This window comes from Alteromonas sp. RW2A1, assembly GCF_001886475.1.
Classification (GTDB): domain Bacteria; phylum Pseudomonadota; class Gammaproteobacteria; order Enterobacterales; family Alteromonadaceae; genus Alteromonas; species Alteromonas hispanica.
Window position 1 is genome coordinate 1722010 of record NZ_CP018031.1, and the last position, 25962, is coordinate 1747971.

Annotated in this window: 26 protein-coding genes; 15 read left to right on the top strand and 11 right to left on the bottom strand. The window is 45.1% G+C overall.

Annotation, left to right across the window (positions count from 1 at the left end):
• Positions 1 to 139: 139 nt before the first annotated feature.
• From rluB to BM528_RS07745, 5 genes are read right to left on the bottom strand one after another with little or no spacing between them, the layout of a single operon-like run.
• Entirely contained in the window at positions 140 to 1039 is a 900-nt protein-coding gene (gene rluB, locus BM528_RS07725; protein WP_071979397.1) for a 23S rRNA pseudouridine(2605) synthase RluB, read from the bottom strand.
• 42 nt (positions 1040 to 1081) lie between these two features.
• Positions 1082 to 1675 carry an SMC-Scp complex subunit ScpB gene (gene scpB / locus BM528_RS07730; RefSeq protein ID WP_071979398.1) on the bottom strand — a complete coding sequence of 198 codons (594 nt, stop codon included), beginning with the start codon at positions 1673 to 1675 and terminating at the stop codon, positions 1082 to 1084.
• Positions 1662 to 2492 carry a segregation and condensation protein A gene (locus BM528_RS07735; RefSeq protein WP_232230639.1) on the bottom strand — a complete coding sequence of 277 codons (831 nt, stop codon included), beginning with the start codon at positions 2490 to 2492 and terminating at the stop codon, positions 1662 to 1664. Before BM528_RS07735 ends, scpB begins: the two co-directional genes overlap by 14 nt.
• 60 nt (positions 2493 to 2552) lie before the next feature.
• The gene (locus BM528_RS07740; RefSeq protein WP_071979399.1) at positions 2553 to 3173 is read right to left on the bottom strand and encodes an L-threonylcarbamoyladenylate synthase; all 621 of its coding nucleotides are present in this window, start codon (positions 3171 to 3173) and stop codon (positions 2553 to 2555) included.
• A gap of 21 nt (positions 3174 to 3194) precedes the next feature.
• On the bottom strand, positions 3195 to 4043 hold the full coding sequence (locus BM528_RS07745; RefSeq protein WP_071981212.1) for a PHP domain-containing protein: 849 nt from the start codon (positions 4041 to 4043) through the stop codon (positions 3195 to 3197).
• Between the two features lie 279 nt (positions 4044 to 4322).
• On the opposite strand from BM528_RS07745, the gene BM528_RS07750 reads away from it, so the two are divergent.
• Genes BM528_RS07750 through BM528_RS07780 form a run of 7 tightly spaced genes read left to right on the top strand, consistent with a single transcriptional unit; the run spans position 4323 to position 11422 of the window.
• Positions 4323 to 6017 carry an anthranilate synthase component 1 gene (locus tag BM528_RS07750; protein ID WP_071979400.1) on the top strand — a complete coding sequence of 565 codons (1695 nt, stop codon included), beginning with the start codon at positions 4323 to 4325 and terminating at the stop codon, positions 6015 to 6017.
• Between the two features lie 8 nt (positions 6018 to 6025).
• Positions 6026 to 6694: an aminodeoxychorismate/anthranilate synthase component II gene (locus BM528_RS07755; protein WP_071981213.1), complete on the top strand. Its 669-nt coding sequence runs from the start codon at positions 6026 to 6028 to the stop codon at positions 6692 to 6694.
• A complete protein-coding gene (trpD, locus tag BM528_RS07760; RefSeq protein WP_071979401.1) occupies positions 6687 to 7718 on the top strand; it encodes an anthranilate phosphoribosyltransferase in 1032 nt (343 codons plus the stop codon). Before BM528_RS07755 ends, trpD begins: the two co-directional genes overlap by 8 nt.
• On the top strand, positions 7711 to 9108 hold the full coding sequence (gene trpCF, locus BM528_RS07765) for a bifunctional indole-3-glycerol-phosphate synthase TrpC/phosphoribosylanthranilate isomerase TrpF (RefSeq protein ID WP_071979402.1): 1398 nt from the start codon (positions 7711 to 7713) through the stop codon (positions 9106 to 9108). The genes trpD and trpCF overlap by 8 nt, the downstream gene beginning before the upstream one ends.
• 19 nt (positions 9109 to 9127) lie before the next feature.
• A complete protein-coding gene (gene trpB / locus BM528_RS07770) occupies positions 9128 to 10309 on the top strand; it encodes a tryptophan synthase subunit beta (protein ID WP_071979403.1) in 1182 nt (393 codons plus the stop codon).
• The gene (gene trpA, locus BM528_RS07775) at positions 10309 to 11118 is read left to right on the top strand and encodes a tryptophan synthase subunit alpha (RefSeq protein ID WP_071979404.1); all 810 of its coding nucleotides are present in this window, start codon (positions 10309 to 10311) and stop codon (positions 11116 to 11118) included. The genes trpB and trpA overlap by 1 nt, the downstream gene beginning before the upstream one ends.
• 4 nt (positions 11119 to 11122) lie before the next feature.
• The gene (locus tag BM528_RS07780) at positions 11123 to 11422 is read left to right on the top strand and encodes a YciI family protein (protein WP_071979405.1); all 300 of its coding nucleotides are present in this window, start codon (positions 11123 to 11125) and stop codon (positions 11420 to 11422) included.
• Positions 11423 to 11639: 217 nt separating this feature from the next.
• On the opposite strand, the gene BM528_RS07785 is transcribed toward BM528_RS07780, so the two are convergent.
• Positions 11640 to 12104 (bottom strand): pyridoxamine 5'-phosphate oxidase family protein, encoded by a 465-nt coding sequence (locus BM528_RS07785; protein ID WP_071979406.1) that lies wholly within the window; start codon positions 12102 to 12104, stop codon positions 11640 to 11642.
• Between the two features lie 513 nt (positions 12105 to 12617).
• Between BM528_RS07785 and BM528_RS07790 the strand changes: the two genes are divergently transcribed.
• Genes BM528_RS07790 through BM528_RS07800 form a run of 3 tightly spaced genes read left to right on the top strand, consistent with a single transcriptional unit; the run spans position 12618 to position 14903 of the window.
• Complete coding sequence (locus BM528_RS07790) at positions 12618 to 12887, top strand: PepSY domain-containing protein (protein ID WP_071979407.1); 270 nt, start codon at positions 12618 to 12620, stop codon at positions 12885 to 12887.
• Between the two features lies 1 nt (position 12888).
• On the top strand, positions 12889 to 13563 hold the full coding sequence (locus BM528_RS07795; RefSeq protein ID WP_071979408.1) for a response regulator transcription factor: 675 nt from the start codon (positions 12889 to 12891) through the stop codon (positions 13561 to 13563).
• Positions 13560 to 14903, top strand: a complete 1344-nt coding sequence (locus BM528_RS07800; RefSeq protein WP_071979409.1) for an ATP-binding protein — start codon at positions 13560 to 13562, stop codon at positions 14901 to 14903. Before BM528_RS07795 ends, BM528_RS07800 begins: the two co-directional genes overlap by 4 nt.
• Here the strand turns inward: BM528_RS07800 and BM528_RS07805 are convergent.
• A complete protein-coding gene (locus BM528_RS07805) occupies positions 14893 to 15939 on the bottom strand; it encodes an AI-2E family transporter (RefSeq protein ID WP_071979410.1) in 1047 nt (348 codons plus the stop codon). The genes BM528_RS07800 and BM528_RS07805 overlap by 11 nt on opposite strands.
• Before the next feature lie 73 nt (positions 15940 to 16012).
• On the opposite strand from BM528_RS07805, the gene folX reads away from it, so the two are divergent.
• A complete protein-coding gene (gene folX / locus BM528_RS07810) occupies positions 16013 to 16381 on the top strand; it encodes a dihydroneopterin triphosphate 2'-epimerase (protein ID WP_071979411.1) in 369 nt (122 codons plus the stop codon).
• A gap of 23 nt (positions 16382 to 16404) precedes the next feature.
• Complete coding sequence (locus BM528_RS07815; protein WP_071979412.1) at positions 16405 to 17298, top strand: TIGR01777 family oxidoreductase; 894 nt, start codon at positions 16405 to 16407, stop codon at positions 17296 to 17298.
• Positions 17299 to 17678: 380 nt separating this feature from the next.
• Here the strand turns inward: BM528_RS07815 and BM528_RS07820 are convergent, their stop codons facing one another.
• Positions 17679 to 20201 carry an ABC transporter permease gene (locus tag BM528_RS07820; RefSeq protein WP_071979413.1) on the bottom strand — a complete coding sequence of 841 codons (2523 nt, stop codon included), beginning with the start codon at positions 20199 to 20201 and terminating at the stop codon, positions 17679 to 17681.
• Complete coding sequence (locus BM528_RS07825) at positions 20202 to 20897, bottom strand: ABC transporter ATP-binding protein (RefSeq protein WP_071981214.1); 696 nt, start codon at positions 20895 to 20897, stop codon at positions 20202 to 20204. It lies immediately after the preceding gene.
• A 15-nt stretch (positions 20898 to 20912) separates the two neighbouring features.
• On the opposite strand from BM528_RS07825, the gene BM528_RS07830 reads away from it, so the two are divergent.
• From BM528_RS07830 to BM528_RS07840, 3 genes are all read left to right on the top strand, one after another.
• A complete protein-coding gene (locus BM528_RS07830; protein WP_071979414.1) occupies positions 20913 to 21566 on the top strand; it encodes an arylesterase in 654 nt (217 codons plus the stop codon).
• Positions 21567 to 21619: 53 nt separating this feature from the next.
• Positions 21620 to 21814: a hypothetical protein gene (locus tag BM528_RS07835; protein WP_071979415.1), complete on the top strand. Its 195-nt coding sequence runs from the start codon at positions 21620 to 21622 to the stop codon at positions 21812 to 21814.
• Positions 21815 to 22105: 291 nt separating this feature from the next.
• A complete protein-coding gene (locus BM528_RS07840) occupies positions 22106 to 23158 on the top strand; it encodes a transposase (RefSeq protein WP_071981215.1) in 1053 nt (350 codons plus the stop codon).
• A 67-nt stretch (positions 23159 to 23225) separates the two neighbouring features.
• Here the strand turns inward: BM528_RS07840 and BM528_RS07845 are convergent, their stop codons facing one another.
• Entirely contained in the window at positions 23226 to 24509 is a 1284-nt protein-coding gene (locus BM528_RS07845; RefSeq protein WP_071979416.1) for an amidohydrolase family protein, read from the bottom strand.
• Positions 24506 to 25933: an amidohydrolase gene (locus tag BM528_RS07850; RefSeq protein WP_071979417.1), complete on the bottom strand. Its 1428-nt coding sequence runs from the start codon at positions 25931 to 25933 to the stop codon at positions 24506 to 24508. The genes BM528_RS07845 and BM528_RS07850 overlap by 4 nt, the downstream gene beginning before the upstream one ends.
• Positions 25934 to 25962 lie beyond the last annotated feature (29 nt).

Below are 25962 nucleotides of genomic sequence, written 5' to 3' on the forward strand. Positions count from 1 at the left end.
ATAATTGCCCACTCAGAAGGCGCTGGCAAGTTACCCAGCGAAGCGTGGGAATGCAGGAATGGCTGTTAGGCAGATTTAGCGGGACAAAGAAAAAAGCGCTCTTTCTCAAGAGCGCTTATGTTCCTGGGTAGCTGGGCATTTATTTGCTCTTTGCAGGTCTCGCAGTTCGCTGCTTAAGCCCTTGCTGCTTGCGCACCTTGTGCTTTTTCACAGAGCGACGCATGCGGCTTAACCTAACGTGATCCAGCTTGCCTTGTTGGTTCACATTTACCATGGTTTGTGTTTCATCAGCTAGCTGCACATGCTTTCTCAGCGCGTTAACATCTGATAGTTCAAGTTCTACCCAAGCACCTTGCGGAAGGCGCTTTTGAAGCTCAATAGGTCCGTATTTAACGCGGATAAGACGACTAACCTGAACTCCCTGCGATTCCCAAAGACGACGTACTTCGCGATTGCGTCCTTCTTTAAGAGTAACGTTGTACCAGCGGTTCATACTCTCGTCTTCACCGGTTTGTGGTGTAGGCGTACCAGATACGGTTAAAAATTTTGCTTCACCGTCTTCTAACTGAACGCCTTTTTTCAGGGTGCTGATGGTTTTGCCTGTCACTTCACCAAACACCCGAACGGCATACTCTCGTTCTACTTCGCATTTAGGGTGCATTAAGCGATTCGCCAATTCACCGTCGTTGGTGAACAACAGTAAACCACTGGTGTTCATGTCTAAACGACCCACTGTAATCCAGCGGCCTAGGCGGATAGCGGGGAGTCGGTCGAATACAGTATCGCGCCCTTCGGGATCGTGCCTACTGCATAGCTCGCCTTCCGGCTTGTTATACATAAGCACACGGCACACAGGCTGCTCGGTTTGACGAGACAGCAAGTGACCGTCTACACGGATATTGGCCGTACCATCTACGCGGTCGCCAAGTTTTGCCACAGCGCCGTCTACCGACACTCTGCCATCATCAATCCAACGCTCCATTTCACGTCGCGAGCCTAGCCCTTGATTAGCTAGTACTTTTTGCAACTTTTCAGTCATGGGTAACTTCACTCTATTTTTGCTTGTTTACGGTCGCACGGTCTATTTAGACGGTGCCTCATTTAACACCTTAAGCGTCGGGTCAGATTCACTATTTTCCGCCATATTTTCAAAGGCATCGGCACCTGGCAAATCGGCCAGCGATGACATTGAAAAGTAATCAAGAAACTCTTTTGTTGTAGCATAAAGCGCAGGACGCCCCGGCACTTCTTTGTGCCCTACAACTTTAATCCAACCTCGTTCTGTGAGTGTTTTTATAATATTGCTGCTTACCGCCACGCCTCGAACCTGCTCAATTTCACCGCGGGTAATGGGTTGGCGATAGGCAATAAGCGCCAATGTTTCTAACATTGCGCGCGAATACTTAGGCGCACTTTCCTGCCATAATTTACTTAACCAGGGGCTAAGCGCATCAAGAGACTGAAAACGAAAGCCGCTAGCTACTTCAATAAGCTGTATTCCTCGCGGCTGATAGTCTAGCTTCAGCTCATTGAGTATTTTGCTTAACGTTCGGTCAGCCACTGTGAATTCGTTTAGCACAGTATCTTTTAGCTGCTGTCGGCTAATGGGTTTATCTGCAACAAATATAGCAGCTTCAACCAGCTGCTTGAGCTGGGCCGTATTAATCTTCTTCATGAGCGCCTAATTTTACATGAATTTTAGCGTAAGGACCCGCCTGCACACAAAAAATAAGCTGCGCTTTTACCAGCTCTAAAACCGCGAGAAATGATACTACAACACCGGCACGCCCCTCTTCCGGGGTAAAGAGCGCCTCTAGCGGAGAATAATCGGTATTGTTGAGTAAATCTAAAATCATCGACATTCTTTCTCGCGTGCTCAATGCTTCTCTGGCAATAGTATGGTGCTCGAATGCCTCTGCGCGCTTCATTGCTTGACTAAATGCCAGTACTACTTCGGCAAGCGAAACATCTGGCTCAACGCGTATGGGAACCACGTTAGAACTCGTCGATACACTCACCTCAAAGATATCGCGCTCTAGTCTGGGCTGCAGGTCCAGGTCTTCTGCCGCTTGTTTTACCAATTCATATTCTTTTAAACGGCGAATAAGCTCAGCACGAGGGTCCTCCTCTTCCTCACTTTCATCACTTCGCTTAGGCAATAACAAGCGAGACTTTATCTCAGCCAAAATGGCCGCCATGAGTAGGTATTCAGCAGCAAGTTCTAGCTTTAACGCCATCATGGCGTCCACATATTCCATGTATTGCTTAGTTACATCGGCAATGGGCAACACGGTAATGTCAAACTTTTGCTTTCTAATTAAATAAAGTAATAAATCAAGGGGGCCCTCGAAGGTTTCTAAAATCACCTCCAGCGCGTCGGGCGGGATAAATAAGTCTTCAGGTTTTTCAATTAGCGCTTCGCCGTTAATAAATGCTAACGGTAATGGCTGTTGAACAGGCGCGGTTGCTGCTGCACTGGCGTCATTCCCCACAACGCTGTGCTCTGAGCTAACCTGTATTTTGCCTGCATTACTGTTCAACAGTTTTTCTCATTATTGGAACGGCGTAATGTCACCGGTACCCTCGCGCAAAATAACAGGGGTATCGTCTGAAAGGTCGACAACGGTAGTTAAATGCTCACCAATGTATCCGCCATGAATAATTAGCCCGACTTGCTTTTCGAGGTTTTCACGAATAACGTCAGGGTCTGATTCTGCCGCGGTATTGCCAGGTAAAATTAATGACGTAGACATTAGCGGCTCTCCAAGCTCTTCCAATAACGCCAGAGCAATAGCGTTGTCGGGCACGCGAATACCAATTGTTTTTCGCTTGGGGTTTTGCAAGCGCTTGGGTACTTCACGGGTAGCTTTTAATACAAAGGTGTAGTGCCCTGGCGTATTATTTTTGATTTGACGGAACGCTGTATTATCAACTTTTGCGTAAATGGACAGTTCTGACATGTCACGGCACATCAAGGTAAAATTATGGTCTTTACCTATTTGACGAATGCGACAAAGCTGCTCAAGCGCTTTTTTATCTTCAATTTGGCATCCAATGGCATAGCCAGAGTCGGTAGGATAAACCACCACTTCGCCGTTGCGAATTAACTCACAAGCTTGGCTAATGAGGCGCTTTTGCGGGTTGTCTGGGTGAACGTAAAAAAATTGGCTCATAGTTTCTCTCAATCTTGTGTGTTAGGTACGCTGCTCGATATGCTGCCAATTATGCCAGACAGGTGTCAACTTGCTGTTTATACCTAAATTCTTTCCAAGTTCAGCCCAACGAGACGGAAAGTGAAAATCGGAACCCGCAGAGGCGTAAAGGCCGTGATTTTCTGCTAGCTCGTTAATAAGTTCTTGTTTGGTTTTGTTAATGCCAGGAAACGCAGTTTCGATTGCATCACCACCACTTTGCTCAAAGAAAGCGACAAGTCTTCGCAGCCATTTTGCCGTCATGTCGTAATGCGCAGGATGTGCCAATACCGCTTGCCCACCCGCGTCTTGAATCCACGATATCGCAGTATCTATACTTGGCCACTGCGCTTTAACGGCAGCCCGTTTACCTTTGCCTAAATATTTTTTGAACGCGGCGTTCATGGTGGGAACACCGTAATTGTTCACCAGCACCCTCGCAAAATGGGCGCGGGTTACTTGCCCAACGCCGGCAAGTGCTTTTGCTCGCGCTAGAACGCCCTCAAAACCACATTTTTCTAATTTTTCTGCAATTAATTCAGCTCGCTCTTCCCGAGTGTCTGCCTGCTGCTGTAAACGCGCAAGAAAGGTTGGGCAATTGCGATTGACATTCAACCCTACCACGTGGATATCAAAACTGTGCCAAAGCGTCGATATTTCTACACCGTCAATAAGCGTAAGCGCACGTTTTTGCTGTGCTTGAGTAGCATGGGCTTCGCTCAGTCCAGCAACGGTATCGTGGTCTGTAATTGCAAGGACATCCACCTGCATAGTGTGCGCGCGAAGCACGAGTTCAGCGGGCGTGAGATGGCCGTCAGAAAATTTTGTATGGCTATGTAGATCTATTTTCAATGTATTATGCAAATTTAAGGTTGACACAAAAGGCGTTTTGTTTTCTTCTATAGGCACAGAGTATACGTTTTTACAGCTTCAATGCCTATTGAAGTTTGAACCAAACACAGAGTTATTCATGCATTCTTTATTAAATTCGACAGCAATGAAAATTGCAGCTTGGTGGTGGCACTCCCTAGTTTAGCGGGCGGTGTGCATGGTAGTGCGTGAATGAATACACAAAAGGCCCGTTAGTACGGGCCTTTTTTTTATCTTTTTGCAGTTGGAGAGTAAGCAAAAATGAGTTTAGCAGAACTGGGGACATCTCCAGGCAAGGTAGAAACCATCGAACAGGCGGGCCGATATATTGACGACCCTCTTGCCGCTTTTGCGCATATTTGCGGTGAAAAAAGTAATGCCTTACTTCTTGAATCTGCAGAGATAGATTCGAAAGACGATCTTCAGAGCTTATTAATGGTAGACGCCGCTTTACGCCTTGAGTGTAATGAAAATAAAGTGACTGTGACTGCATTAACGGCCAACGGCAAATCGGTGCTTCCGCTTTTCCTCTCTGAATGCCCGGAGGGGTTAAATGTGACGGGTAATGATGAGATGTCTGTCTCTCTTGAGGCCGATATCGCATCAGCTGAGTTAGATGAAGATAGTAGACTGAAAGCGGCTAGTGTTATGGACGCACTACGCATCATTGTGAATAAAATAATCCCAATAAGACAACACCCCCACGCGGTATTTTTAGGGGGCGTTTTTGCCTACGATATGTTGGCCGGATTTGAAAATCTTCCCAATGTGGCTGACGGAGAAAATGACTGTCCAGACTTTGTTTTCTATTTAGCTGAAACGCTTATTACTGTAGATCATCAAACTCGCGAAACTAAACTATTAGGCAGTGTTTTTAGCGGTGCAGACGTAGCACAACAGTATTTTGCGGTTGCACAGCGTTTAGAATCATTGCATCAGCAGCTGCACGCTATGCCAGAAACACCGCAGCTAACGGGCCAAAAGAACCGCGATACTGCAAGAACTCAGTTCAGACAAGCACAAAACGGACAGTCACTCGTAAGTACAGATATGAGCGACGAAGTGTATTGCAACCACGTACTCGATTTAAAACAGCACATATTAGCGGGGGATATTTTTCAGGTAGTACCATCGCGCACTTTCTCCCTGCCATGCCCTTCTCCTCTTCTTGCCTATGCAAAATTAAAAGAACAAAATCCCAGCCCTTACATGTTCTATATGCAAGATGCCGAATTCGCTATTTTCGGTGCGTCACCAGAGTCTGCATTAAAATACGATAGCGAAACCAACCAGGTAGAAATTTACCCTATTGCAGGAACCCGTCCTCGCGGTAAACATGCCGATGGTAGTATTAACCATGATTTAGACGGTCGAATTGAATTAGACTTGCGCGAAGATACCAAAGAGAAATCTGAGCATATTATGCTGGTTGATCTTGCTCGCAACGACGTGGCGAAGGTGAGCCAACCAGGTACCCGCTTTGTTAAAGACCTATTTAAAGTAGACCGTTACTCTCATGTAATGCACCTTGTTTCACGTGTGGTGGGTCAGCTTCGCGATGACGTAGATGCGCTAAATGCCTATCAAGCGTGTATGAACATGGGCACACTGGTTGGTGCTCCAAAAGTAAGTGCAGCGACGCTTATTCGCCAAGTCGAGCAAAAACGACGAGGCAGCTATGGCGGTGCAGTAGGCTACATCAATGGGCAAGGCGATATGGATACCTGTATTGTTATTCGTTCTGCCTTTGTAAAAAATAACACAGCCTATATTCAAGCTGGTGCCGGTGTAGTGCACGACTCAATTCCTCAGGCTGAAGCTGATGAAACCAGAGCAAAAGCGCAAGCGGTTATTGGTGCAGTGCGCGCATCACTTGAAGAAGAATTTGAGCTAAAGGCTCAGGCTGGTGAAAAGCAAGCCAGCGAGCAGGCCTCAAACAATGAGGGCTCGGCATGAACACAGCGATGAAAACACCAACGGATACACCTGTGAACTCACAAAACACTACAACTCAAACCACGTTGTTTTTATTAGATAATGTAGACTCTTTTACCTACAACCTAGTAGACGAACTCAGAACGTTAAACCTAGATATCAAAGTGTATCGTAATACCGTATCTGCCGACATGCTGTTTGAACGTATGCAAGAGCAAGCCACAAAAGGTCCGGTACTTCTTATGCTATCACCTGGCCCTGGAGCACCTAGCGATGCCGGCTGCATGCCTGCTTTATTAGAAAAAGTCGCAGGCCAGTTTCCCGTTATCGGCATTTGTTTGGGTCATCAGGCTATTGTAGAGCATTACGGGGGTGTTGTAGGGCGTGCCGCTCAGGTTATGCACGGTAAATCATCCGCGATTAGTCACTCAGCGAAAGACATGTTTCAGGGGTTGCCACAGCCTTTACATGTAGCCAGATATCACTCGCTAGTTGCGCATTCGTTGCCAGATAATTTGACGGCTTGTGCTTCGTGTCTTAACGAAGATGGAAGCGAGGCCATTATGGCGGTGTATAATGAATCCGACCATATGCTCGGCTTTCAATTTCATCCAGAATCGATATTAACAGCGCAGGGGAGTCTTTTGCTTAAACAGAGCATTGATTACCTCACATCACAAGGAATTGCTCATGCTTAATGCTGCCACACTTCTAGAGCAACTTATGTTGCATGAATCATTGTCACAATCTGAGGCTTTCAGCTTGTTTAACAGTATTATGCACGGTGAGCAAAGCGATGCCATGATTGCCGCAGTACTTACATCACTAAAGATGAAAAAAGAGTCTCCAGGAGAAATAGCGGGTGCGGCAAGCGCGATGGTAGCGAATGCACTTCCCTTCCCTACGCCAGATTATGAGTTTGCTGATATTGTTGGTACCGGCGGTGACGGTCACAACACGATAAATATTTCGAGTGCCGCAGGGGTCGTTGCCGCGGCATGCGGTGTAAAAGTTGCCAAACACGGCAACAGAAGTGTGTCTAGTAAGTCTGGTTCTGCTGATTTGTTTCGTCAGTTTGGTTTAAACCTTGAAATAAGCCCTGAGCAATCGCGCAAGTGTTTAGATGAAGCAAATTTCACATTTCTTTTTGCGCCTGTTTATCACGCAGGCATGAGGTACGCAGCCCCCGTGCGAGCTGCGCTCAAGACCAGAACACTGTTTAACATTTTAGGCCCACTTGCCAACCCTGCGGGTCCAACTCACGGTGTTTTCGGCGTATACTCTCCCGAGTTGCTTGAACCTTACGCAAAAACCCTTATGCTGCTCGGTCAGCATCGCGCAATGATAGTTCATGGCGACGGGCTAGACGAGCTTGCACTTCACGGTGAATCAATCATTTACGACCTTGAACACGGTGATATTCGCGAGGTTACCGTAACCGCCAGTGACTTTGGGTTATCTAGTTACCCTCTTTCTGCCATTGAAGGTGGAGAGCCAGAGGAAAATAAAGAATATATTCAAGCAGCGCTAAACGGTGAAGGTAAAGAAGCTCACCGTGCTGCTATAGCCATGAACTGCGGCGCCCTGTTAAAGGTAACAGGTAAAGTATCGAACTTTAAAGACGGCGCGGAAATGGCAATGGAAGCAATGAAAAAAGGTGCGCCCATGCAGGTGTTATCACACGTAGCAAAAATTACTCAGGAGGTAGGCACGAATGGCTAATGTGCTTGAGAAAATAGTTGCCGATAAAAGAGAAGAAGTTGCAGCAAGAAAGTCTGCACTGCCGCTAGACACATTTAAGTCGCAGCTTACGCCTTCACAAGAAAGTCTTTTCGCCGCGTTGAGCGAGCCAAATGCAGGCTTTATTTTTGAATGTAAAAAAGCATCGCCCTCGAAAGGGCTCATTAGAGAAAATTTCGACCTAGATGAAATTCTTGCTGCCTACACACCGTACGCTGCAGGTATATCAGTACTTACCGACGAGAAGTATTTTCAGGGTACCTTTGAATATCTCAGTTACGTTACTGAACGAGTGGCGCAGCCTGTTTTGAACAAAGATTTTTTTGTAGACACTTACCAAGTGTATTTGGCTCGGTATTATAATGCTGATGCCGTGCTATTAATGCTAAGCGTGTTAGACGATGCAAGCTACAAAGAACTCGCCGACGTTGCGGATTCATTGAACTTAGATATTCTCACCGAAGTGAGTAACGAAGAAGAGATGGAGCGCGCTATCGCTCTTGAAGCAGGTATCATTGGTATTAATAACCGCGACTTGCGCGACCTTTCTACCGACCTCGCGACTACCGAACGACTCGTACCCATGCTTGAAGGTGCAACTCATGATTTTGTTGTTATCTCAGAGTCTGGCATTTACACCCACGACGATGTGTTAAGACTCTCAGCAGTGTCACAAGGATTTCTTGTGGGCAGTGCATTAATGGCACAAAAAGACCTTCCCCGTGCGGTAAAAACACTTGTGAATGGTGCTGTAAAAGTGTGCGGCCTAACCAGCCCATCTCAAGCTCAAATGGCCTTTGAACACGGCGCTAGTTTTGGCGGGTTGATTTTCGCTGAAAAATCTCCTCGCTGCGTAAGTAAAGATACCGCTTTGGGCATCACACAATCGGCACCTGGTGCCTATGTGGGAGTGTTTGTAAATCACTCAGTGGATGAAGTTGCAGATATAGCCTCATCAGCAAATCTTTTCGCCGTGCAGTTACACGGAAGCGAAGACGATGCTTACATTAACGAGCTAGCCGGCAAACTGCCTAGCCAATGTGAAATTTGGGTGGCGGTTGGCGTAAAAGATTCAATACCTAGCGAAGTAAATAGCCATTTAGATAACAAACTAGTACACCGCGTACTTTTAGATTGCCAAGTAGGCAGTGCTAAAGGTGGTACTGGGGAATCGTTTGATTGGTCATTACTTGACAATATTGAACAAAAACAAAATATCATTCTTGCGGGTGGCATTAGCCCAGATAACGTTGAAGATGCTATTGCCACTGGCTGCGGTGTGCTAGACGTAAATTCTGGTGTTGAAAATGCACCGGGTGACAAATCAGCAGAAAAGCTTGCTGAATTATTCACAGTCTGCCGCCGCTATTAATTAAAAAACAGGACAACGTATGAACCAGTTAGATACAAAATTTGGCGAATTTGGTGGCATGTACGTGCCCGAATTGCTAATTCCAGCTCTTGATCAGTTGGAGAAGGAATTCTTAGACGCAAAAGAAGATCCAAGCTTCAATAAAGAGTTTTTGTCGCTTCTTAAAGATTATGCCGGTCGTCCCACCTCGATGACTCTGACTCGCAATTTAGTGAGTAACCCTAAAGTAAAACTTTATCTAAAGCGTGAAGACTTACTTCACGGTGGCGCGCACAAAACCAATCAGGTGCTAGGTCAAGCATTATTGACAAAGCGTATGGGTAAAAAAGAAGTTATCGCTGAAACTGGTGCTGGTCAACACGGTGTTGCTACTGCACTAGCCTGTGCATTACTTGGCTTAAAAGCGCGTATTTACATGGGTGCTAAGGACGTTGAGCGCCAAGCGCCAAACGTTTTTAGAATGAAGCTTATGGGCGCGGAAGTTATTCCTGTAAACGCCGGCTCAGGTACACTGAAAGATGCCGTTAACGAAGCGATGCGCGATTGGTCTGCTAACTATGACACTGCTCACTACCTTTTAGGTACTGCAGCAGGCCCGCACCCTTTCCCCACCATTGTACGCGAATATCACCGCATGATGGGTGAAGAAACTCGTGCGCAAATTATGGAAAAAGAAGGCAGATTGCCTGATGCTGTTGTGGCATGTGTGGGTGGCGGTTCAAATGCTATTGGTATGTTCGCAGACTTTATTGATGAGCCTTCAGTTCGCCTAGTGGGTGTTGAGCCTGCAGGTAAAGGTGTGCACACTAAAGATCACGGTGCCACTATAGTAACCGGCACAAAAGGCATTTTGCATGGTGCTTACACCTTCATTATGCAAGACAACGAAGGTCAAATTGAAGAGAGCTACTCTGTGTCTGCTGGTTTAGATTACCCAGCTGTTGGCCCTCAGCATGCTTACTTACACGATATTGGTCGTGCAGAGTACGTGGCAGCAACCGACGAAGAAGCGCTCAACGCGTTTAAACTGTTGGCACGAAAAGAAGGTATTATTCCTGCACTTGAGCCATCTCATGCACTAGCTCACGCTTTGAATATGGCAGATGAAGCAGAAGAAGAGACCATTATCGTTGTTAATCTTTCAGGCCGTGGCGACAAAGACCTAGAGCATGTAATTAGAGTATTAGGAGATGATATATAATGGATAGATATGCAGACATGTTCTCTCGTCTTAACGAGAAAAACCAAGGCGCGTTCGTACCGTTTGTTATGGTAGGCGACCCAGATTTAGCGCAATCTGAAGCCATTATTTGCCAGTTAGTAGAAAGTGGCGCCGATGCGCTCGAGCTTGGCATTCCTTACTCAGATCCTATTGCCGATGGTCCAACAATACAGGCTGCAAGTATTCGTGCGTTAAGCCACAAAATAAAGGTGGCAGATTGCATGGCGTTAATTTCACGAGTACGAGATAAGTACCCTGAAGTGCCCATTGGTTTACTGCTGTACAGCAATCTTGTGATGGCACAAGGTATTGGTAACTTCTACAAAAAGGCACAGGATGCCGGTGTTGACTCCATATTAGTTGCTGATGTTCCTATTCGCGAGGCTGCACCGTTTCAACAGGCTGCGCAGGATACTGGTGTATCGCAAATCCTTATCGCACCGCCAAATGCCACGGATGAAACCATGGAGAAAATTGGCGAGTACTCTACGGGTTATACATATCTGCTAGGACGCGCGGGTGTAACTGGTGCTGAAACTGCTGCCAACGTTCCTGCTTCTGACCTCATTGAGCGACTAAACAAACACAATGCCGCGCCAGCACTTCTTGGTTTTGGTATTTCAACGCCTGTGCAAGTAAAAAGCGCGATTGATGCCGGGGCTGCAGGAGCGATATCGGGTTCTGCTACCGTCAATATTATTGCTGCGAACCTGGATAACAGTGAAAAAATGCTTAGTGAATTGGATAGTTTTGTATCCTCAATGAAAGCTGCAACAATAAAAGGCTAAGCATATGCTTTACATGATTTGTGCTACTGATGTCGCTGAAAGCTTAGAGAAACGTCTTGCTGCTCGGCCTGCGCATTTAGAAAGACTGAATGCCCTTAAAAGCGAGGGCCGCCTAGTTTTGGCTGGTCCTTTCCCTGCAATTGATAGCCCTGATCCCGGCCCTGCTGGATTTACAGGTTCGCTGGTTGTGGCAGAGTTTGATTCCTTGGAAGATGCGCAAGCATGGGCAGACAACGACCCTTACATTGAAGCCGGTGTATATGAAAGCGTTATAGTGAAGCCTTATAAAAAGGTATTGCCGTAACGCTAGCGTTGGCTACCGTCTTATTTTTAAAGTTGGCGAGAGTCGGTTGCCAGAAAGAAAGAGAAAAAGATTGAAAGAAAGCTTGTTTTCGCATGCGTTTCTACTCTACGAGGAGAGGCATGCGCGTACCAAGCTTTCTTTTTATGTTTATTGAACGCAGATAGCACCTATGGCTTTCCTCTCCATCGTTTTAAGCTTTAAAACAATACCTCATCTTTTATAAGTCGATCTTTTTGTGATCGCCCATTTCTTCAGGCTGAACATTCTTGCCCGTCAGCATTTTAAATACCCCTTTGATAGACGGGTCTGCGTCCCAAATTTCAGCATCATCTAACTCAAATCTGAGCATAAGCAGGCTTGGATCGTCTTTGCCCTCTTCGTACCAGGCCTCCACGGGGTTAGACCAATACTTGTCTATAATTTCAGAGCGGCTTTCGGTAACTAGCGTTCCGCGAATACAGGCAAACACGTCGTGTCCCTTAGACGCAAAATGGATCATTGCCTTTCCGCCCTGAGCAATTCGGTTGTCTTTGGTTGTGTAAAACCAAAACCTTCCATCAGCGTCACTGTCTAATTGCGCATACATAGGTTCTGCGTGCATATCTTTATTTACAAGGCTCACCATTACCTTTGGGCTCTGTGACATGGCTTTCCACATTTTTGTTTTGATATCGTCTGACATGGTTCCTCCGTAGAGAACGTTTTCATAATAAAAACTTTGGTACCAGAGTTAACGCACATGTCATGCCACTAGGACAGATGGGACAGAAGCACTGCTTTTAAAACTCAACTTCAACCTGTTTAAATGACCACCAGCAGTCGTTAGAGCAAGTATTGCAGGCTAAGATGGAACGAAGAAATAAACAAAAAGTGAAAAAGGGACAGTCACTTAGTTGCGCTCAAAGCAAAAAATAATTTCGAATGAGCGGCATCGGACAGTCACTCATCAGTTGATTCCGGACAGTCACTCATAAAAGCTCATTAGTTAATATTAAGTGACTGTCCGATTTTGCTTGATTTCGAGTCGCATTTAAATTTGGTGTCATTCGAGTGACTGTCCACTTTCAGGTTCAACTTATGTACAGGGTTTATTTCACAGGGTAAACTCATTACAAATTCAGGGTGGGTTCATCATTACCTTTTATACTCAAAAGAGTCAGTGAGCCTGAACGCATTTTTTCTATAGTGAGGTTTTATGTGGTTATTGCTTAGAGCAGCTTTATTCAGTGCATGCCTTGCGCTGGTAAGCGTAAATACTGCATATGCTCAGCAAAAAAAAAGTAATGAGGTTTCAAAAAGCCAGGCTGCATCAAAAGCCAGCAGCGCTGCAAACGGCCGTGTTTTGAAAATAGAGCAAACCTCGTCAACTTATCGCGTCAAAGTGTTGAAAAAGTCGGGCCGCGTGGTTTCCGTGGATGTTGATAAACGTTCAGGTAAAGTTAAAAAGTCCAAAGACAAGGATTAACATGCGAATTTTAATAGCAGAGGATGACAGTAGGCTCCTTACGCAACTCGATGCTTTGTTGCAGCAAAATGGTTATAGCGTAGACCTTGCAGACAACGGTGAACATGCGCTTTTTTTAATTAAAGAATATGCTTACGACCTCGCCATTATTGATATTGGTATGCCGAAGTTAGATGGTTTTGATGTAATTCGACAGGCCCGTAAAGACAATATCCCTTGTCCAATTCTTATTTTGACGGCTCGAGACCGATGGCAAGAAAAGGTGGAAGGCCTTGACGCAGGTGCTGATGATTACCTGACCAAGCCGTTTCACAATGAAGAGCTTTTAGCGCGAACAAAAGCGCTTATTAGAAGAGCGTCCGGACAAGCCAACCCAGTTATACAGTTTGGCCCGATAGCGCTTAATACAGTGACGGAAGAACTCGCTGTAAACGAAACCCCATTCGATCTTACCGCTTATGAATACAAGGTAATGGAATACCTAATGATGAATCCTCAAAAAGTAGTGTCGAAAACCGAACTTACTGAGCACATATACGATCAAGATTTCGATCTTGATAGTAACGTTATCGAGGTGTTTATTGGCCGGCTGCGCAAAAAACTCGACCCCGACGGTACGCTTAAGCCCATTGAGACTCTTCGAGGACGAGGCTATAGGATAAACCGAAACTTATGAGACAACTTTCACTTCGCGTGAGAAGTGTGTTACTAGCCTTTACCCTACTCGCTCTTTTCGCACCGTTTACCGTCATTATTCTCGAAGAGGCTTTCACTGAAAGTTTGACAGAAGCCAAAATGAGCGAGCTGCGCTTGATGAACTTAAGCCTGCTAACCGCATTCGAATTAGAAGGCGATTCGCCTGTGATGCCGGAAGTGTTATTTGAAGAAGAGCTAAATTTACCCGGTTCTGGATACTTAGGCCTAATTGTTTTTCGCAATGAGGTTATATGGCAGTCGGCGTCTGCGTTGGAGTATGTTTTTACGCCGCCAAACATGGATGTCCCGGTTGGCAACGAAGTATTCAGCGATGACTACACTCCTAAATTCGACATCGACAGCAACTTTTTCGTTTACGCGTTTACCGCAGAGTTTCTTTCAAGCCAAGATTTTGAGCCGGTACATTTTTACATTTTCAACAATAAAGCCGTGTTTGAGAAAGAACGTCAAACCTTCTTAGCGACAACATGGCAATGGATAATCACACTATCCGCCGCTCTGCTCATTTTCATTATTGTTGGTATAAGCCTAATTTTACTGCCGGTTAAAAAGATAATTGACGAAATATCACTCGCCTCTAAAGGTAAAAAAAGTGCGCTAAACAACCGCTACCCTGTCGAATTCGACTCATTAAAGCATTCTATTAACGAATTACTTCACTTTGAAGCTACCCAGCGAAAGCGCTATAAAAATAGCCTTGGTGATTTAGCTCATAGCTTAAAAACACCTCTTGCCGTGGCACTAGGGTCTAAAAACCTGCAACCTGAAATAAAAGAATCCCTAACGCAGATTGACAATATTATTCAGCGACAATTGAAACGCGCGAGTGCTGGCAAAACAGGTTGGCAAGCTGCTATCCCTGTCGAGCCTGTATTGCTCAAGATAGCAGACGCCATGGACAAAATTTATCAAGATAAAAATCTGTCGATTGAATGTGAATGTTCGCATTCCCCCAACTCTCAAACTATTGCATTTAAGGGTGATGAGACAGATTTGCTAGAACTCTGTGGCAACCTTTTAGATAACGCATGCAAGGCAGCAGTATCTCGAGTGTGTGTATCTGCAAGTATCGAAAGCGAGTGGCTCATTATTACTATAGAGGATGATGGGCCTGGTATTGTCGATGGTAAAAAACAAGAGCTGCTTGAGCGAGGAGCTCGGCTAGATACCTATGCCGAGGGTCAGGGCATAGGTTTAGCACTAGTGAGCGATCTCGTCTCAATTTACGAAGGTAAAATGCACATTGAAAATAGCCATCTTGGTGGTGCTCGGGTAGTAGTTAAGTTTCCTAACCACTAACCTGTTTTCTATTGCCTTCGCTGGAGAGTAATACGGCTAACCACCTACTCTCTTCCCTAGACTCCAATGCGATTTTTACAACCATGGTTAGGGGCACAGAAAGCAACATTCCTACCGTGCCCAATAGCCAGCCCCAAAAGATTAATGAGAGAAATACGACCAAGGTAGACAGCCCCATTCCTTTGCCCATTAGTCTCGGCTCAACCATGTTGCCCATAATTGTGTTCACTAACAGAAACCCTAAAGCAACAAACCCCGCCGAGGCAATTCCATATTGTACAAAGGCAATTAATACCGCCGGTACTGCAGCGATTATAGAACCAATATTGGGGATAAAATTAAGCATAAATGCCAATACAGCCCAAAGCATAAAGTGGTCAATTCCCATTACATAGAGCCAAGTACCGATGATGATCCCGGTTCCTAAGCTCACCACTGTTTTTATGGCTAAATAACTATTTACCGAGCGAATAAACTTATCGATGTGTTGAAGCTTCATGTCTGGGTCGGCTAATGCGATGTGCAGGCGTCTTGGTATACTGTCTGCTTCAAACAGCATAAAGATTACGGTTAGCAGTATAAGGAAAAGGTTAGATAATACTCCTCCCATACCACTTATAAAGTTAGTGGCTACCGACATCGCGGTAGCGGGGTCTAAATGATTGGCTATGAGCTCACTGTTGATATGGATATTGAAGTCGGCTAACTTTCCAACTACCCATTCAAATTCAGAATCGAGCTTACTCCTGTATTGCGGCAGGTTTTCTCGAAACTCTGCCATCGATTGACCCACTAGCCCAGCTAAGAGAAATCCGAAAACTACGATAAGTAGTATAACAAAGGATATAGATAACCATTTAGGTACGCCAAAGCGTGATGTCCAATGGATAATCGGGCCGCAGGCTATAGCTATAAATATGGATAAAAAGAAGGGTACCATAATGGCACTTGCTGATTTGATACCTGCCATAACAACAACCAAACTCGCAAATACAACGAGAAATTTTGCTGTGGGCGATCGTAGTTCCATGGACATTGTGTGCTACATTCCTAATTAAAACAGCAACACTTTACAACGACTTATAATTAACTACAAACAAGAGAATGTAATGACTTTCAACCTTGCCACCATAAAAATCAAAAATTTACGCCTTCGCACCTATATCGGTATTAATGAAGACGAGATAAAAAACAAACAGGACGTTGTGGTGAACGTAAAAATCGACTATGACGCAGGAAAGGCCTCTAACACTGATAACATGAAGGATGCGCTTAATTACAAGACAATCACCAAAGCAATTATCAAGCTAGTCGAAGACAATCGTTTTTCTCTTTTAGAAAAGCTAACCGCCGACGTATTGACTATTGCATCTGAGCATAGCTCTGTGCGCTTTGCCCAAGTTGAAGTTGATAAGCCTCATGCACTGCGATTCTCTGACTCGGTGTCGCTTACTCTTTCCTGCAACAAGTCTGAATAATTAATTCAGCAGGGAGTTATCTTTTGAACATTCTTATTACTGGCGGCACCGGGTTAATTGGCAGCAGCTTAATCAAAAAGCTCAAAAACACCCACAGCTTTACTGTGTTAACCCGCAATCCAAATAGTGCGCAACAGTCATTGGGCTCTGATATTAAAACCATTGAGAGTGTATCTGAGATAGACGATATTGGCGGGTTTGATGCTGTTGTTAATCTTGCCGGAGAGCCTATAGCCGATAAAAGGTGGACAGACACTCAAAAGAAAATCATATGCGATAGCCGTTGGGATATAACCACTCAACTGGTCGCCAAAATGAATAGCAGTAGCACACCTGTAAAAACCTTTATTTCTGGCTCAGCTATAGGCTATTACGGGCGTCAGGGAAATAAGATCGTTACCGAGGAGACGCCTGTTCACAAGGAGTTCACTCAAGACTTGTGTGAAAAATGGGAAAATATTGCCATGAGCGTGAACACGGAAGAGACCCGTGTAGCAACGTTACGTACTGGCGTGGTGTTATCAAAGAATGGCGGAGCATTAGAAAAAATGGCGCTTCCGTTTAAGCTTGGTGTAGGCGGCAGTTTAGGAAGCGGTAAACAGTATCTTTCGTGGATCCACCTTGATGATATGGTTAGCGGCATCGAGTTCTTGCTTAATAACCATGAATGCAAAGGTCCGTTCAACTTAACCGCCCCAGAGCCTGTGACGAACAAAACCTTTTCTAAACAATTAGCAAAAGCACTATCCCGCCCCTGTCTGTTTTTTGTCCCTAGTTTTGTAATGAAGATAGCGATGGGTGAGTCCTCTACCATGCTTCTAGAAGGGCAAAACGTGATACCTGACAAACTGGTTAAAGCCGGTTTTACCTTTGAATACCCCACGGTTGATAAGGCCCTAGCAGCTATTTACAGCTAGCTATTAAACCCTGAGCAAATAAGCGAAATAACTAATTCTAATATTCAACGAACAGCTGTCTGTAAGCAACGCTTGCAGACAACTCCTTTCATTCCTTGTATCTAGCAAAAATTTTGAAGAAGTAGCGCTCCAATTCAATTAATAGAAGTGACGGCGAACGCCCCCAGTTAGCGACATCGGACAGTCACTCGGAATAACTCCAAATATTACCTGAAGCGAATACCGGCCAGTAACATGTAATGAAGGTGTAATTGGACAGTCACTCATTGTCCGGACTCATTGGGCAGTCCAGAACGCAGCAAGAGACAGAGAAAACGGACAGACACTCATTTAACGAGTGACTGTCCACAAACTTTTCAATACGCTTAATACGGAGTCCCTTAAACCATTTTTCGAAGCAATTCGCCGGTATTGAGCGTTAATAGTCTCCAACATCCTATGGCTCCAAGTACTCCGACAACAAGCGCACCAACGGCGGGAGCTACAAGCCAATACTCAACATGAAGTGTGGCAGACATTTGAAACACGTTCGTTTGCAGTAAATACAGGCTTAGTTCATTTGCCAGCGCCGCCATAAAACCGGCAACGGTGCCAATGATCAAAAACTCAAACACAACACTCTTTCTAATTAAGCTGCCTTTGGCCCCTAAAGTACGCAAAATCGCTATTTCTTGGCGGCGTTCGTCCATGCTGGCCTGCACTTGAGCAATAAGTACTAAGCTGCCAGCCATCAATACAAGCACTAGAATAAATTCAACAGCCACTGAAACTTGCTCAACAATATCTCTTAGTTGGTTAATTCGTGCATCAACATCAAACATGGTGACAGAGGCAAAAGGCTTTAATAGCTTGGTTAACTCGTCTTTCCTATCAGTAGGAAGATAAAAGCTGGTTATATAGGTAGGACTGAATGCCGCCATCGCTTCTGGGTGAATAACAAAAAAGAAGTTGGGCTGCATGGTCTGCCAGTTTACTTTTCGAAGGCTCGTGACCTTCGTTTGCACTATTTCGCTACCGACATTGAAGTTGAGCATGTCTCCCATCTTGATATCTAAACGCTCTGCCACGCCCTCTTCAACCGATACTGGATACCAACCCTTGTCGTAATCTGAGTCTAGCTCGCCATGCCAAACTCCCTCTATTATTTCATTCTCTTTTTGCAGCGAGTTGCCCCACGTGAGATTAGCTTCTCGGCCAAGCCCTCTTCTGCCCTCATTAGATGACTCTTCTTCTTTTGAAACTTCAGTGTTAACCCCTTCTCCATTGACAGAAACAAAGCGCCCACGAGTTACTGGGAAAAATTCATTAATATCAACACCGTTAACAGAAAAGTGTCTGTCCAATCGTTTCTGAATATCAGGGGTTATGTTTGTTAGGAAATAGTTAGGCGTCCCCTGAGGTAGCTGAGCACGCCACTGTGAAACCATATCGTTTCTCATCACTAAAACAACCAGCAACAGCATGATGGTGATGGAGAAGCTGATAAGCTGTACACTATTATCCATTGCTCTGCGCTTTATACGTGCCCAAGCAAGCTGCCATGGCCCGATACTGCCGCTTCCAAGCTTTCTACCTATTGCAATAAGGAAGTAAGTAGCAACAAGAAGGCCAATTACCAACGCGGCGCCAGAGGCGAAGAGAATAGCGCTAATTTTTAAATCTTGGCTGTACATCCACATCAGCGCAAAAATGGCCCCGCCTGAAGCAACAAACTGAATACTTCTAGAGCGCAGGCTCGCATCTAAATCTTTGCGTAATACTCGAAGCGGAGGCACAGAAAAAAGCTGCAACAGCGGATAGAGCGAAAATAATATTGCACAAGTAGCGCCAGTCGCAATGGCGATAATTACCGGCCGCCAATGCCACACATTCAAAGATACATCTACTCTATCGGCTACCAAAGACACTACTACATGCTGACCTATAAAGCCCACAACCAGTCCAATAAGAATACCCAGCAGCGTTATCAACAGAATTTGAATTAGGTACACTTTCCTGATGGTTTGTTTAGTTGCGCCTAATGTTTTCATAATCGCAACAGGATCGAAGTGGCGTTGAGCATAACGCTGGGCAGCTACAGCTATAGACACCGCAGCCAATACAATTGCCAACAAGCTAGCTAAAAGGAAATAACGCTCAGCGCGGGCCACTGAGCGGCCAATAACAGACTCATCGTCCTGTACTGTGCGCCACGAATGAAGATCGTCGTTTAGTTGGGGTAATAACCACGATGAGTAACTCTTTACATCCGAGGCTTCTCCAGCAAAATAGCTGATATATCTCGCTCTACTTCCAGGGCCGGTGATATTTGCAGACGGCAAGTCTTCCATTCTCATCAGTACAATAGGGTCGGTGTTAAAAACACTAAAACCCGCATCAGGAATATCTGCAAGTACTCGAGTTACCGTCACCCGAGCGTCACCAATATCAATTTTATCTCCCAGCTGCAATTTAAGCGATTGGAAGAGTCTTGACTGCACCCAAGCTTCCCCAGGCTCCGGAAGTGTGTTGGTGTCCTTTTTCTGTCCAAAAGGCACGTCGGCTACGCTAACCATACCCTTGAGAGGATAGTGTTCGTTTACCGCTCTTAAATCTACCAACGACATATCGTCGTCTTTGAATACCATTGAGCGTGTCGATACTTGCTTCGCTGTGTTTAAGTCTTCGGCTTTTGCTTTCACCAGCCAACTTTCATCAATAGGCTTATCTGAACGAAGCTGCGCATCGGCTGCGATAAACGCTGCCGAGCGAGATTTAAGCGCGCCCTGCAAGCGCTCACTGAAAAGCGAAAGTGAGAGAACAGCCCCTACCGACAATACAATGGCAAGCAGTATTATCGTGAGCTCGCCACGTCGGGCCTCGTGTTTAAATAGTCGCCACGCGAGATTAAAAGTCATAGACATCTAGCTAACCTCGCTAGGTGATGTAGATGCAGATGTGGTTTCTGTCAATTCACCTGCATGCATCGTAAGCTGTCTATCACAATGCTCTGCTAACTCAGTATCGTGAGTTACAAGCACAAGCGTAGTACCAGTATTTCGGTTTAGCTCAAAAAGCAGCTCTTCTATTTTGCCACTGTTTTTAGCATCCAAATTTCCGGTTGGTTCGTCGGCAAATAGAATCTTTGGCGAGGTAATAAATGCCCTGGCAATTGCAACCCGCTGCTGCTCTCCGCCTGATAGCTGATTGGGAAAATGATGAGCGCGGTGTGCAAGCCCTACTTGTTCAAGTATATCCATAGCCAGCTTTTTGGGGTTGTCGAGACCTGAGATCTCGGCAGGCAACATAACATTCTCTAGCGCGGTAAGGCTCTGTACCAGCATAAAGCTTTGGAAGATAAACCCTACTTTGCTCCCTCTAAGAACGGCTCGCCGTTCTTCATCCATGTTATGAAGCGCTTCACCATCTAGGTATATTTCTCCGCTGGTGACTTCATCAAGCCCAGCTAATAGACCAAGTAAAGTTGATTTACCGGAGCCTGACGCACCAATAATTGCAACGGACTCACCAGCCTTGACTTCAAAAGAGATTGGCTGAAGGATCTGCAAAGAGCCTTCGCTCGTATTTACCGTTTTAGTTACCGTGCTTGTTTTAATCATAGGGGTCATCAATTCGTGTTCGTTAGTTATCGTCAATTTTTTGCATTTTTGCTCATTGTCTTAATACCGTTTCAAGCGCTTTCAGATCAAGAGAAATCCTCGTCTAGCGCCCATGAAGCAACCTTACTTGTTGTTGGCGATAGTTTATCGGCAGCGTACGGATTACAGCAGCACCAAGGTTGGGTTAGTTTGTTACAAAAGCATTGGCAAAACGACAACATTCCGATCGATATTGTAAATGCTGCGGTAAGTGGTGAAACAACAGACGGCGGACTAGCCAGGCTACCTCGTCTTATTGAACAGCATATGCCGTCTCACATTTTAATTGAGTTGGGTGGAAACGACGGATTGCAGGGGCATAATATAAAGAAAATTAGAAATAATTTAGATGCTTTAGTGAAAGCAGCGAAAAAAAGTGGTGCCGAAGTTTTTCTTCAACAGATGCAGATCCCCTCAAATTACGGTAATAGATATACAAAGATGTTCACGGAAAGTTATTCCATAGTTGCTGAAAGGAATGCTGTTCATCTTGTTCCTTTCTTTCTTGAAGAGATTGCACTTAACGACAGCTTAATGCAAAACGATGGAATTCACCCAAATGCCGAAGCGCAGCCAAAGATAGCTGAGTTGATGGACAAAAGCCTCAGAAGTTTAATATTAGCTGAATGATTTTTGTGCTATCTTTTAATGAATAAATATGGTTTTTCAAAAGAGGAGTCTTTATGGATGTTTCTTCAGTTAACTCTGCACCGGTATCAACTATTTTAGAGTCGACGCCACAGGCTCCGCAGCGTCAAGAGTTACGTTCTGAACAGGAGCGCCAGTCGAGCCAAACAAGTCAGCCCCAACAGTCGAATGAACCAAGTACAAACCGCTCGGATAGCAGACTGGGCAGCCGAGTGGATGTTTTTGCCTAATTGAGGTAAAGCCGTACTGGCATTGGACAGTCACTTAGTTAGCGCTCAGTTAACAGCTAAACTGTTTTGATAAATCTCTATGGGACAGTCACTTATTCGTTTGTGAATGACTGTCCACTACTCCCACTACTCGCACGAGTGACTGTCCACAATTTAGCTTCACGTTTAGGCTTCACTATGTGTGTTTAAACGAGCTACCGGCTATGAATGATCGATACAATCCTGCTCTAAAGCTCAGTTCACATCCTTAGTTTTTTGTTCATAATAATAAAAAACAGTTGGGATATGGACATGCCTTTACCTCGCTACAAACAAATTAATACAGACATTACGCCCTATTATCACTGCACTTCACGCTGTGTTAGACAGTCTTTTCTATGCGGTAAAGATGTTAAAACTGGCATCAACTACGAACATAGGCGCAAGTGGTTTACCGATAGGTTACACAAATTAACCCAGGCGTTTGCTATCGACTTATGTGCCTATGCTGTTATGCACAATCATATTCATGTCGTGCTTCACATCGCAAAAGGTCGTGCAGAGGGCTGGTCGATGGACGAAGTTTTCTTGCGGTGGAGAATGTTTTATAAATGTCCTCCTGTTGTTCGATTCTATCTAGAGAATAGAGCGCTAGAGAAGGAAGGCTCGGCCAGCTATCCTCAAGCTTGCTCCGAAGCAGAGTTGAACGAACTGAAAGCATTATCTGTGCAATATCGAGAAAGGCTACAAAGCGTTAGCTGGTTTATGAGGTTGCTTAACGAGTATATCGCTCGAAGGGCAAACAAAGAGGACGATTGTAAAGGCTATTTTTGGGAAAGACGATTTCGCTCGCAAGCCATTTTGGACGAAAAAGCACTAGCGGCCGTTATGGCCTATGTCGACCTAAATCCAATTAGAGCGAACATCGCAACTTCCTTGAATAACTCTAAATATACGAGTATCCACTATCGTCTGAATGCTCACAAAGCGAGAAAACATCCCAAATATCTTATGTTGTTTAAAGACCAAGCACCGAATGTCAAAGACTGTAAGGATAAATCGCCGAGCGCTCTTTCACTAAACAACACAGATCACTTGTCATTTAATTTTCATGACTACAAGGAATTGCTGTGTGCAACACTAACGGCAAAACAAACAAAGACTAATCGTGAACCACCAAGGTTCCCAACTCGACTGCTATCAAGATTGGGTTTAGAGCAAAATAAATGGCATATCATAACCAGCCGGTTCGAAATGCTTTTTTCCGGCCCCGTGGGTGAGCCTGATAATATGACCACCTTCGCCGAGAAGTGTAATAGAGGCACTAGGCCAAACGTGAAAAACGCTATTCAATATCTGTCATAAAAAATGGCTGCGCTAATTCTGAATTTACTCTGAAATAGGCTGCAGCCACTTTATCGGTTATCACAAATTACTGAGCACTGCGTTCGTATTGAGAAGGCATAGTGTACTCAGAATCTTGTAGCGTTAAATACCTATCTCGAAGCTTAGTTTGCCTTGACTCCATTTTGATGGCCTTTCCTCCAATAAAAACAGATTCAGCAGCTTGCGTTACTTCCAGTGGATCTCCAGACCAAATTACAACGTCTGCTCTTGCGCCCTTAACCAAACTTCCCAGCTGGCTTTCTAGCCCTAAAATCTGAGCTGGTACCTTAGTAAGACTTGCCAGGCCAGCCTCGTAATCCAGACCATTTGCAACTGCATTCCCCGCATGCTGCGCTGCCAGTCGAATGTTATGAGTATCCATGCCAATAGCAACTTGCACCCCAGCGTTATGCAACCTAGCAGCATTTTTAAGCGTGGCCCCCATCTGATCAAAGCCACCCGGCAAATTATATTCAGGGTCTATTATTACCGGTATCTCAGCATCAGCCAATTCATTGGCCACTCTCCAAGCTTCTACGCCATGAACAAGAATGACATTTATAGACGAATGTCTTTTCTTAAACGCAATGACTTGGCGGATATCAGATGCCCTATCAGCACGCATGAACAATGGCATGTCACCTGCAATCACCTGCTTAAGTGCACTTACATCTAAACGGGTATTAATGCCATACCAGGGCTTTTCAGCAGAAAGGTTATCTTTGGCATTTTTCGCCTCGTTGAACACCTTGTCTAGCATCACCCATAGTGAAGCTCGTGAGCCGCCAGAGATTTCAGCACCACCGCTACCAGCATCTACTGTCATGAAAGCACCGGCTTTCAGCACAGGCGCAAATCCGTCAAGACTTATAACAGCCCCTTTACCGCCAAACAAAAATTCACCATTACTCACAGTAGTAGCGGCTGAAGTTACTCCCTCTAAACGCGTTACTGGAATCAAAGAACTATCGGCATTAATGGCATACTGAACGTCAAACGCCGCGCCAGTATTTGTGATTGGCGTTTTTTCTACGCTAGAGTCCACAACCCCAGACGATGATGAAACCTCGACTAGCCCTAAAGATGTAAGTGCGCCTACAAAACCTGGCGTAACTACCTTGCCGCTTGCATCAATAACCTTATAACCTTGTGGAACTTCACCATCAGCAAAAACTGCGCTTATTCGCCCGTCAGATAATAATACGGTACCTTTTTCTAATACGCCGGCAGATGTCATGGTGTGCACTTTGCCACCAACGATAGCAATATTTTCCGCCGCAATTGAAGAGACCATTGAGAGAGCGGCAACTAGTGTGATTAATTTTTTCATTTGCTATCTCCTTCACCAACTTGTCCTAACTCAAAGTCACTCACTGGCCAGGTTGAACTATCTGTTAGTGAGTATGCTAAACCACCATCGATATAAACATGTTCAGCCTTGGTGTAGGTAGAAAAAGGATTGCCGTTCCACAGTACGATATCAGCTTGCTTCCCCGCTTCTAGCGAACCAGTCTTATCGAATATACCCAATGATTTTGCAGGATTTGCTGAAAGCCACAACCAAGCATCTTTCATGGGGATATCAATACCAGCGCGCTTTCCATCAGACCACGCTTTCGCAGCTTCTTGGTTAAGTCTTTGGATCCCTAGGTCACTGTCTGAATGAACAATAGCGCAAGCACCAGCATTGTGCACTGCAGGAATATTTTCGCGAATGCCATCGTAGGCTTCCATCTTAAAGCCCCACCAATCGGCCCACATTGCCGAGCAAACGTCGTTTTCTTTCAACTTATCAGCAATTTTGTAGGCCTCGACAGCGTGATGGAAAGTGCCAATTTGATAGTTAAACTCTTTCATTACATCCATCATCACCGTCATCTCGTCGGCGCGGTAGCAATGCATATGTACTCGAATATCTCCCTCTAGCACACCGGCTAACGTCTCGAGTTTAAGATCTCGCTTAGGCGCTTTAGGGTTTTTTCCTGCTTCATAGTCTCTTTCATACGCTTCCCACTTGCGCATGTAATCTTGTGCGTCAGACCATGCCTGACGATAACCTGCAACATTCCCCATACGCGTCATCGGGCCACCCTTTTGACCGTATACTCGCTTAGGGTTTTCACCACAAGCCATTTTCATTCCGTATGGCGCATCGGGAAACTTCATATCTTGCATAGTTCTGTTCGGCACATTTTTCAAAATCACAGAACGTCCGCCAAATAAGTTCGCAGACCCAGGCAAAATTTGTAATGTTGTTACCCCGCCGGCCAGTGCTCGACCAAAACCAGGATCTTGTGGCCATACCGAATGCTCAGCCCAAACCTGCGCAGTGACAGGGTTAGTCATTTCATTTCCATCGGAGTGAGAGCGAGTTGAAGGTGATGGATACACGCCTAAGTGACTGTGATTATCAATAATTCCTGGCGTGACCCACTTACCCTTTCCATCAATGATTTTTGCATTTTCAGAGACGTCGAGTGTCTGTCCACTTTCAGCTATGGCTTGAATTTTTCCGTCCACAAAATAGATACTGCCATTATCAAACCGATTCCCCACGCCATCTAAGATGGTGACGTTAGTGATGAGGGTTGGCTCTCCCTCTATTGGCTTGTAAGTGCTTGGATACGGATTTGGGTTTATAGTGACTTTTGATGGCTGCGCATCACTTTTGTTAGGCTTCGCGCTGCATCCTGCCGTAAGCAAGGACATAGTGCAGACCAACAGCAGCGTCAGCTTTGATGTTGCTGATTTCATGAGTTCCCCAGATTAGTTTTAATTGTTTT

Excerpts from the sequence above, each read along its gene's own strand:
- rluB (WP_071979397.1), bottom strand. The coding sequence starts at position 1,039 with ATGACTGAAAAGTTGCAAAAAGTACTAGCTAATCAAGGGCTAGGCTCG.
- scpB (WP_071979398.1), bottom strand. The coding sequence starts at position 1,675 with ATGAAGAAGATTAATACGGCCCAGCTCAAGCAGCTGGTTGAAGCTGCT.
- BM528_RS07740 (WP_071979399.1), bottom strand. The coding sequence starts at position 3,173 with ATGAGCCAATTTTTTTACGTTCACCCAGACAACCCGCAAAAGCGCCTC.
- BM528_RS07750 (WP_071979400.1), top strand. The coding sequence starts at position 4,323 with ATGAGTTTAGCAGAACTGGGGACATCTCCAGGCAAGGTAGAAACCATC.
- BM528_RS07755 (WP_071981213.1), top strand. The coding sequence starts at position 6,026 with ATGAAAACACCAACGGATACACCTGTGAACTCACAAAACACTACAACT.
- trpD (WP_071979401.1), top strand. The coding sequence starts at position 6,687 with ATGCTTAATGCTGCCACACTTCTAGAGCAACTTATGTTGCATGAATCA.
- trpCF (WP_071979402.1), top strand. The coding sequence starts at position 7,711 with ATGGCTAATGTGCTTGAGAAAATAGTTGCCGATAAAAGAGAAGAAGTT.
- trpB (WP_071979403.1), top strand. The coding sequence starts at position 9,128 with ATGAACCAGTTAGATACAAAATTTGGCGAATTTGGTGGCATGTACGTG.
- trpA (WP_071979404.1), top strand. The coding sequence starts at position 10,309 with ATGGATAGATATGCAGACATGTTCTCTCGTCTTAACGAGAAAAACCAA.
- BM528_RS07780 (WP_071979405.1), top strand. The coding sequence starts at position 11,123 with ATGCTTTACATGATTTGTGCTACTGATGTCGCTGAAAGCTTAGAGAAA.
- BM528_RS07785 (WP_071979406.1), bottom strand. The coding sequence starts at position 12,104 with ATGTCAGACGATATCAAAACAAAAATGTGGAAAGCCATGTCACAGAGC.
- BM528_RS07790 (WP_071979407.1), top strand. The coding sequence starts at position 12,618 with ATGTGGTTATTGCTTAGAGCAGCTTTATTCAGTGCATGCCTTGCGCTG.
- BM528_RS07795 (WP_071979408.1), top strand. The coding sequence starts at position 12,889 with ATGCGAATTTTAATAGCAGAGGATGACAGTAGGCTCCTTACGCAACTC.
- BM528_RS07800 (WP_071979409.1), top strand. The coding sequence starts at position 13,560 with ATGAGACAACTTTCACTTCGCGTGAGAAGTGTGTTACTAGCCTTTACC.
- BM528_RS07805 (WP_071979410.1), bottom strand. The coding sequence starts at position 15,939 with ATGTCCATGGAACTACGATCGCCCACAGCAAAATTTCTCGTTGTATTT.
- folX (WP_071979411.1), top strand. The coding sequence starts at position 16,013 with ATGACTTTCAACCTTGCCACCATAAAAATCAAAAATTTACGCCTTCGC.
- BM528_RS07820 (WP_071979413.1), bottom strand. The coding sequence starts at position 20,201 with ATGTCTATGACTTTTAATCTCGCGTGGCGACTATTTAAACACGAGGCC.
- BM528_RS07825 (WP_071981214.1), bottom strand. The coding sequence starts at position 20,897 with ATGATTAAAACAAGCACGGTAACTAAAACGGTAAATACGAGCGAAGGC.
- BM528_RS07835 (WP_071979415.1), top strand. The coding sequence starts at position 21,620 with ATGGATGTTTCTTCAGTTAACTCTGCACCGGTATCAACTATTTTAGAG.
- BM528_RS07840 (WP_071981215.1), top strand. The coding sequence starts at position 22,106 with ATGCCTTTACCTCGCTACAAACAAATTAATACAGACATTACGCCCTAT.
- BM528_RS07845 (WP_071979416.1), bottom strand. The coding sequence starts at position 24,509 with ATGAAAAAATTAATCACACTAGTTGCCGCTCTCTCAATGGTCTCTTCA.
- BM528_RS07850 (WP_071979417.1), bottom strand. The coding sequence starts at position 25,933 with ATGAAATCAGCAACATCAAAGCTGACGCTGCTGTTGGTCTGCACTATG.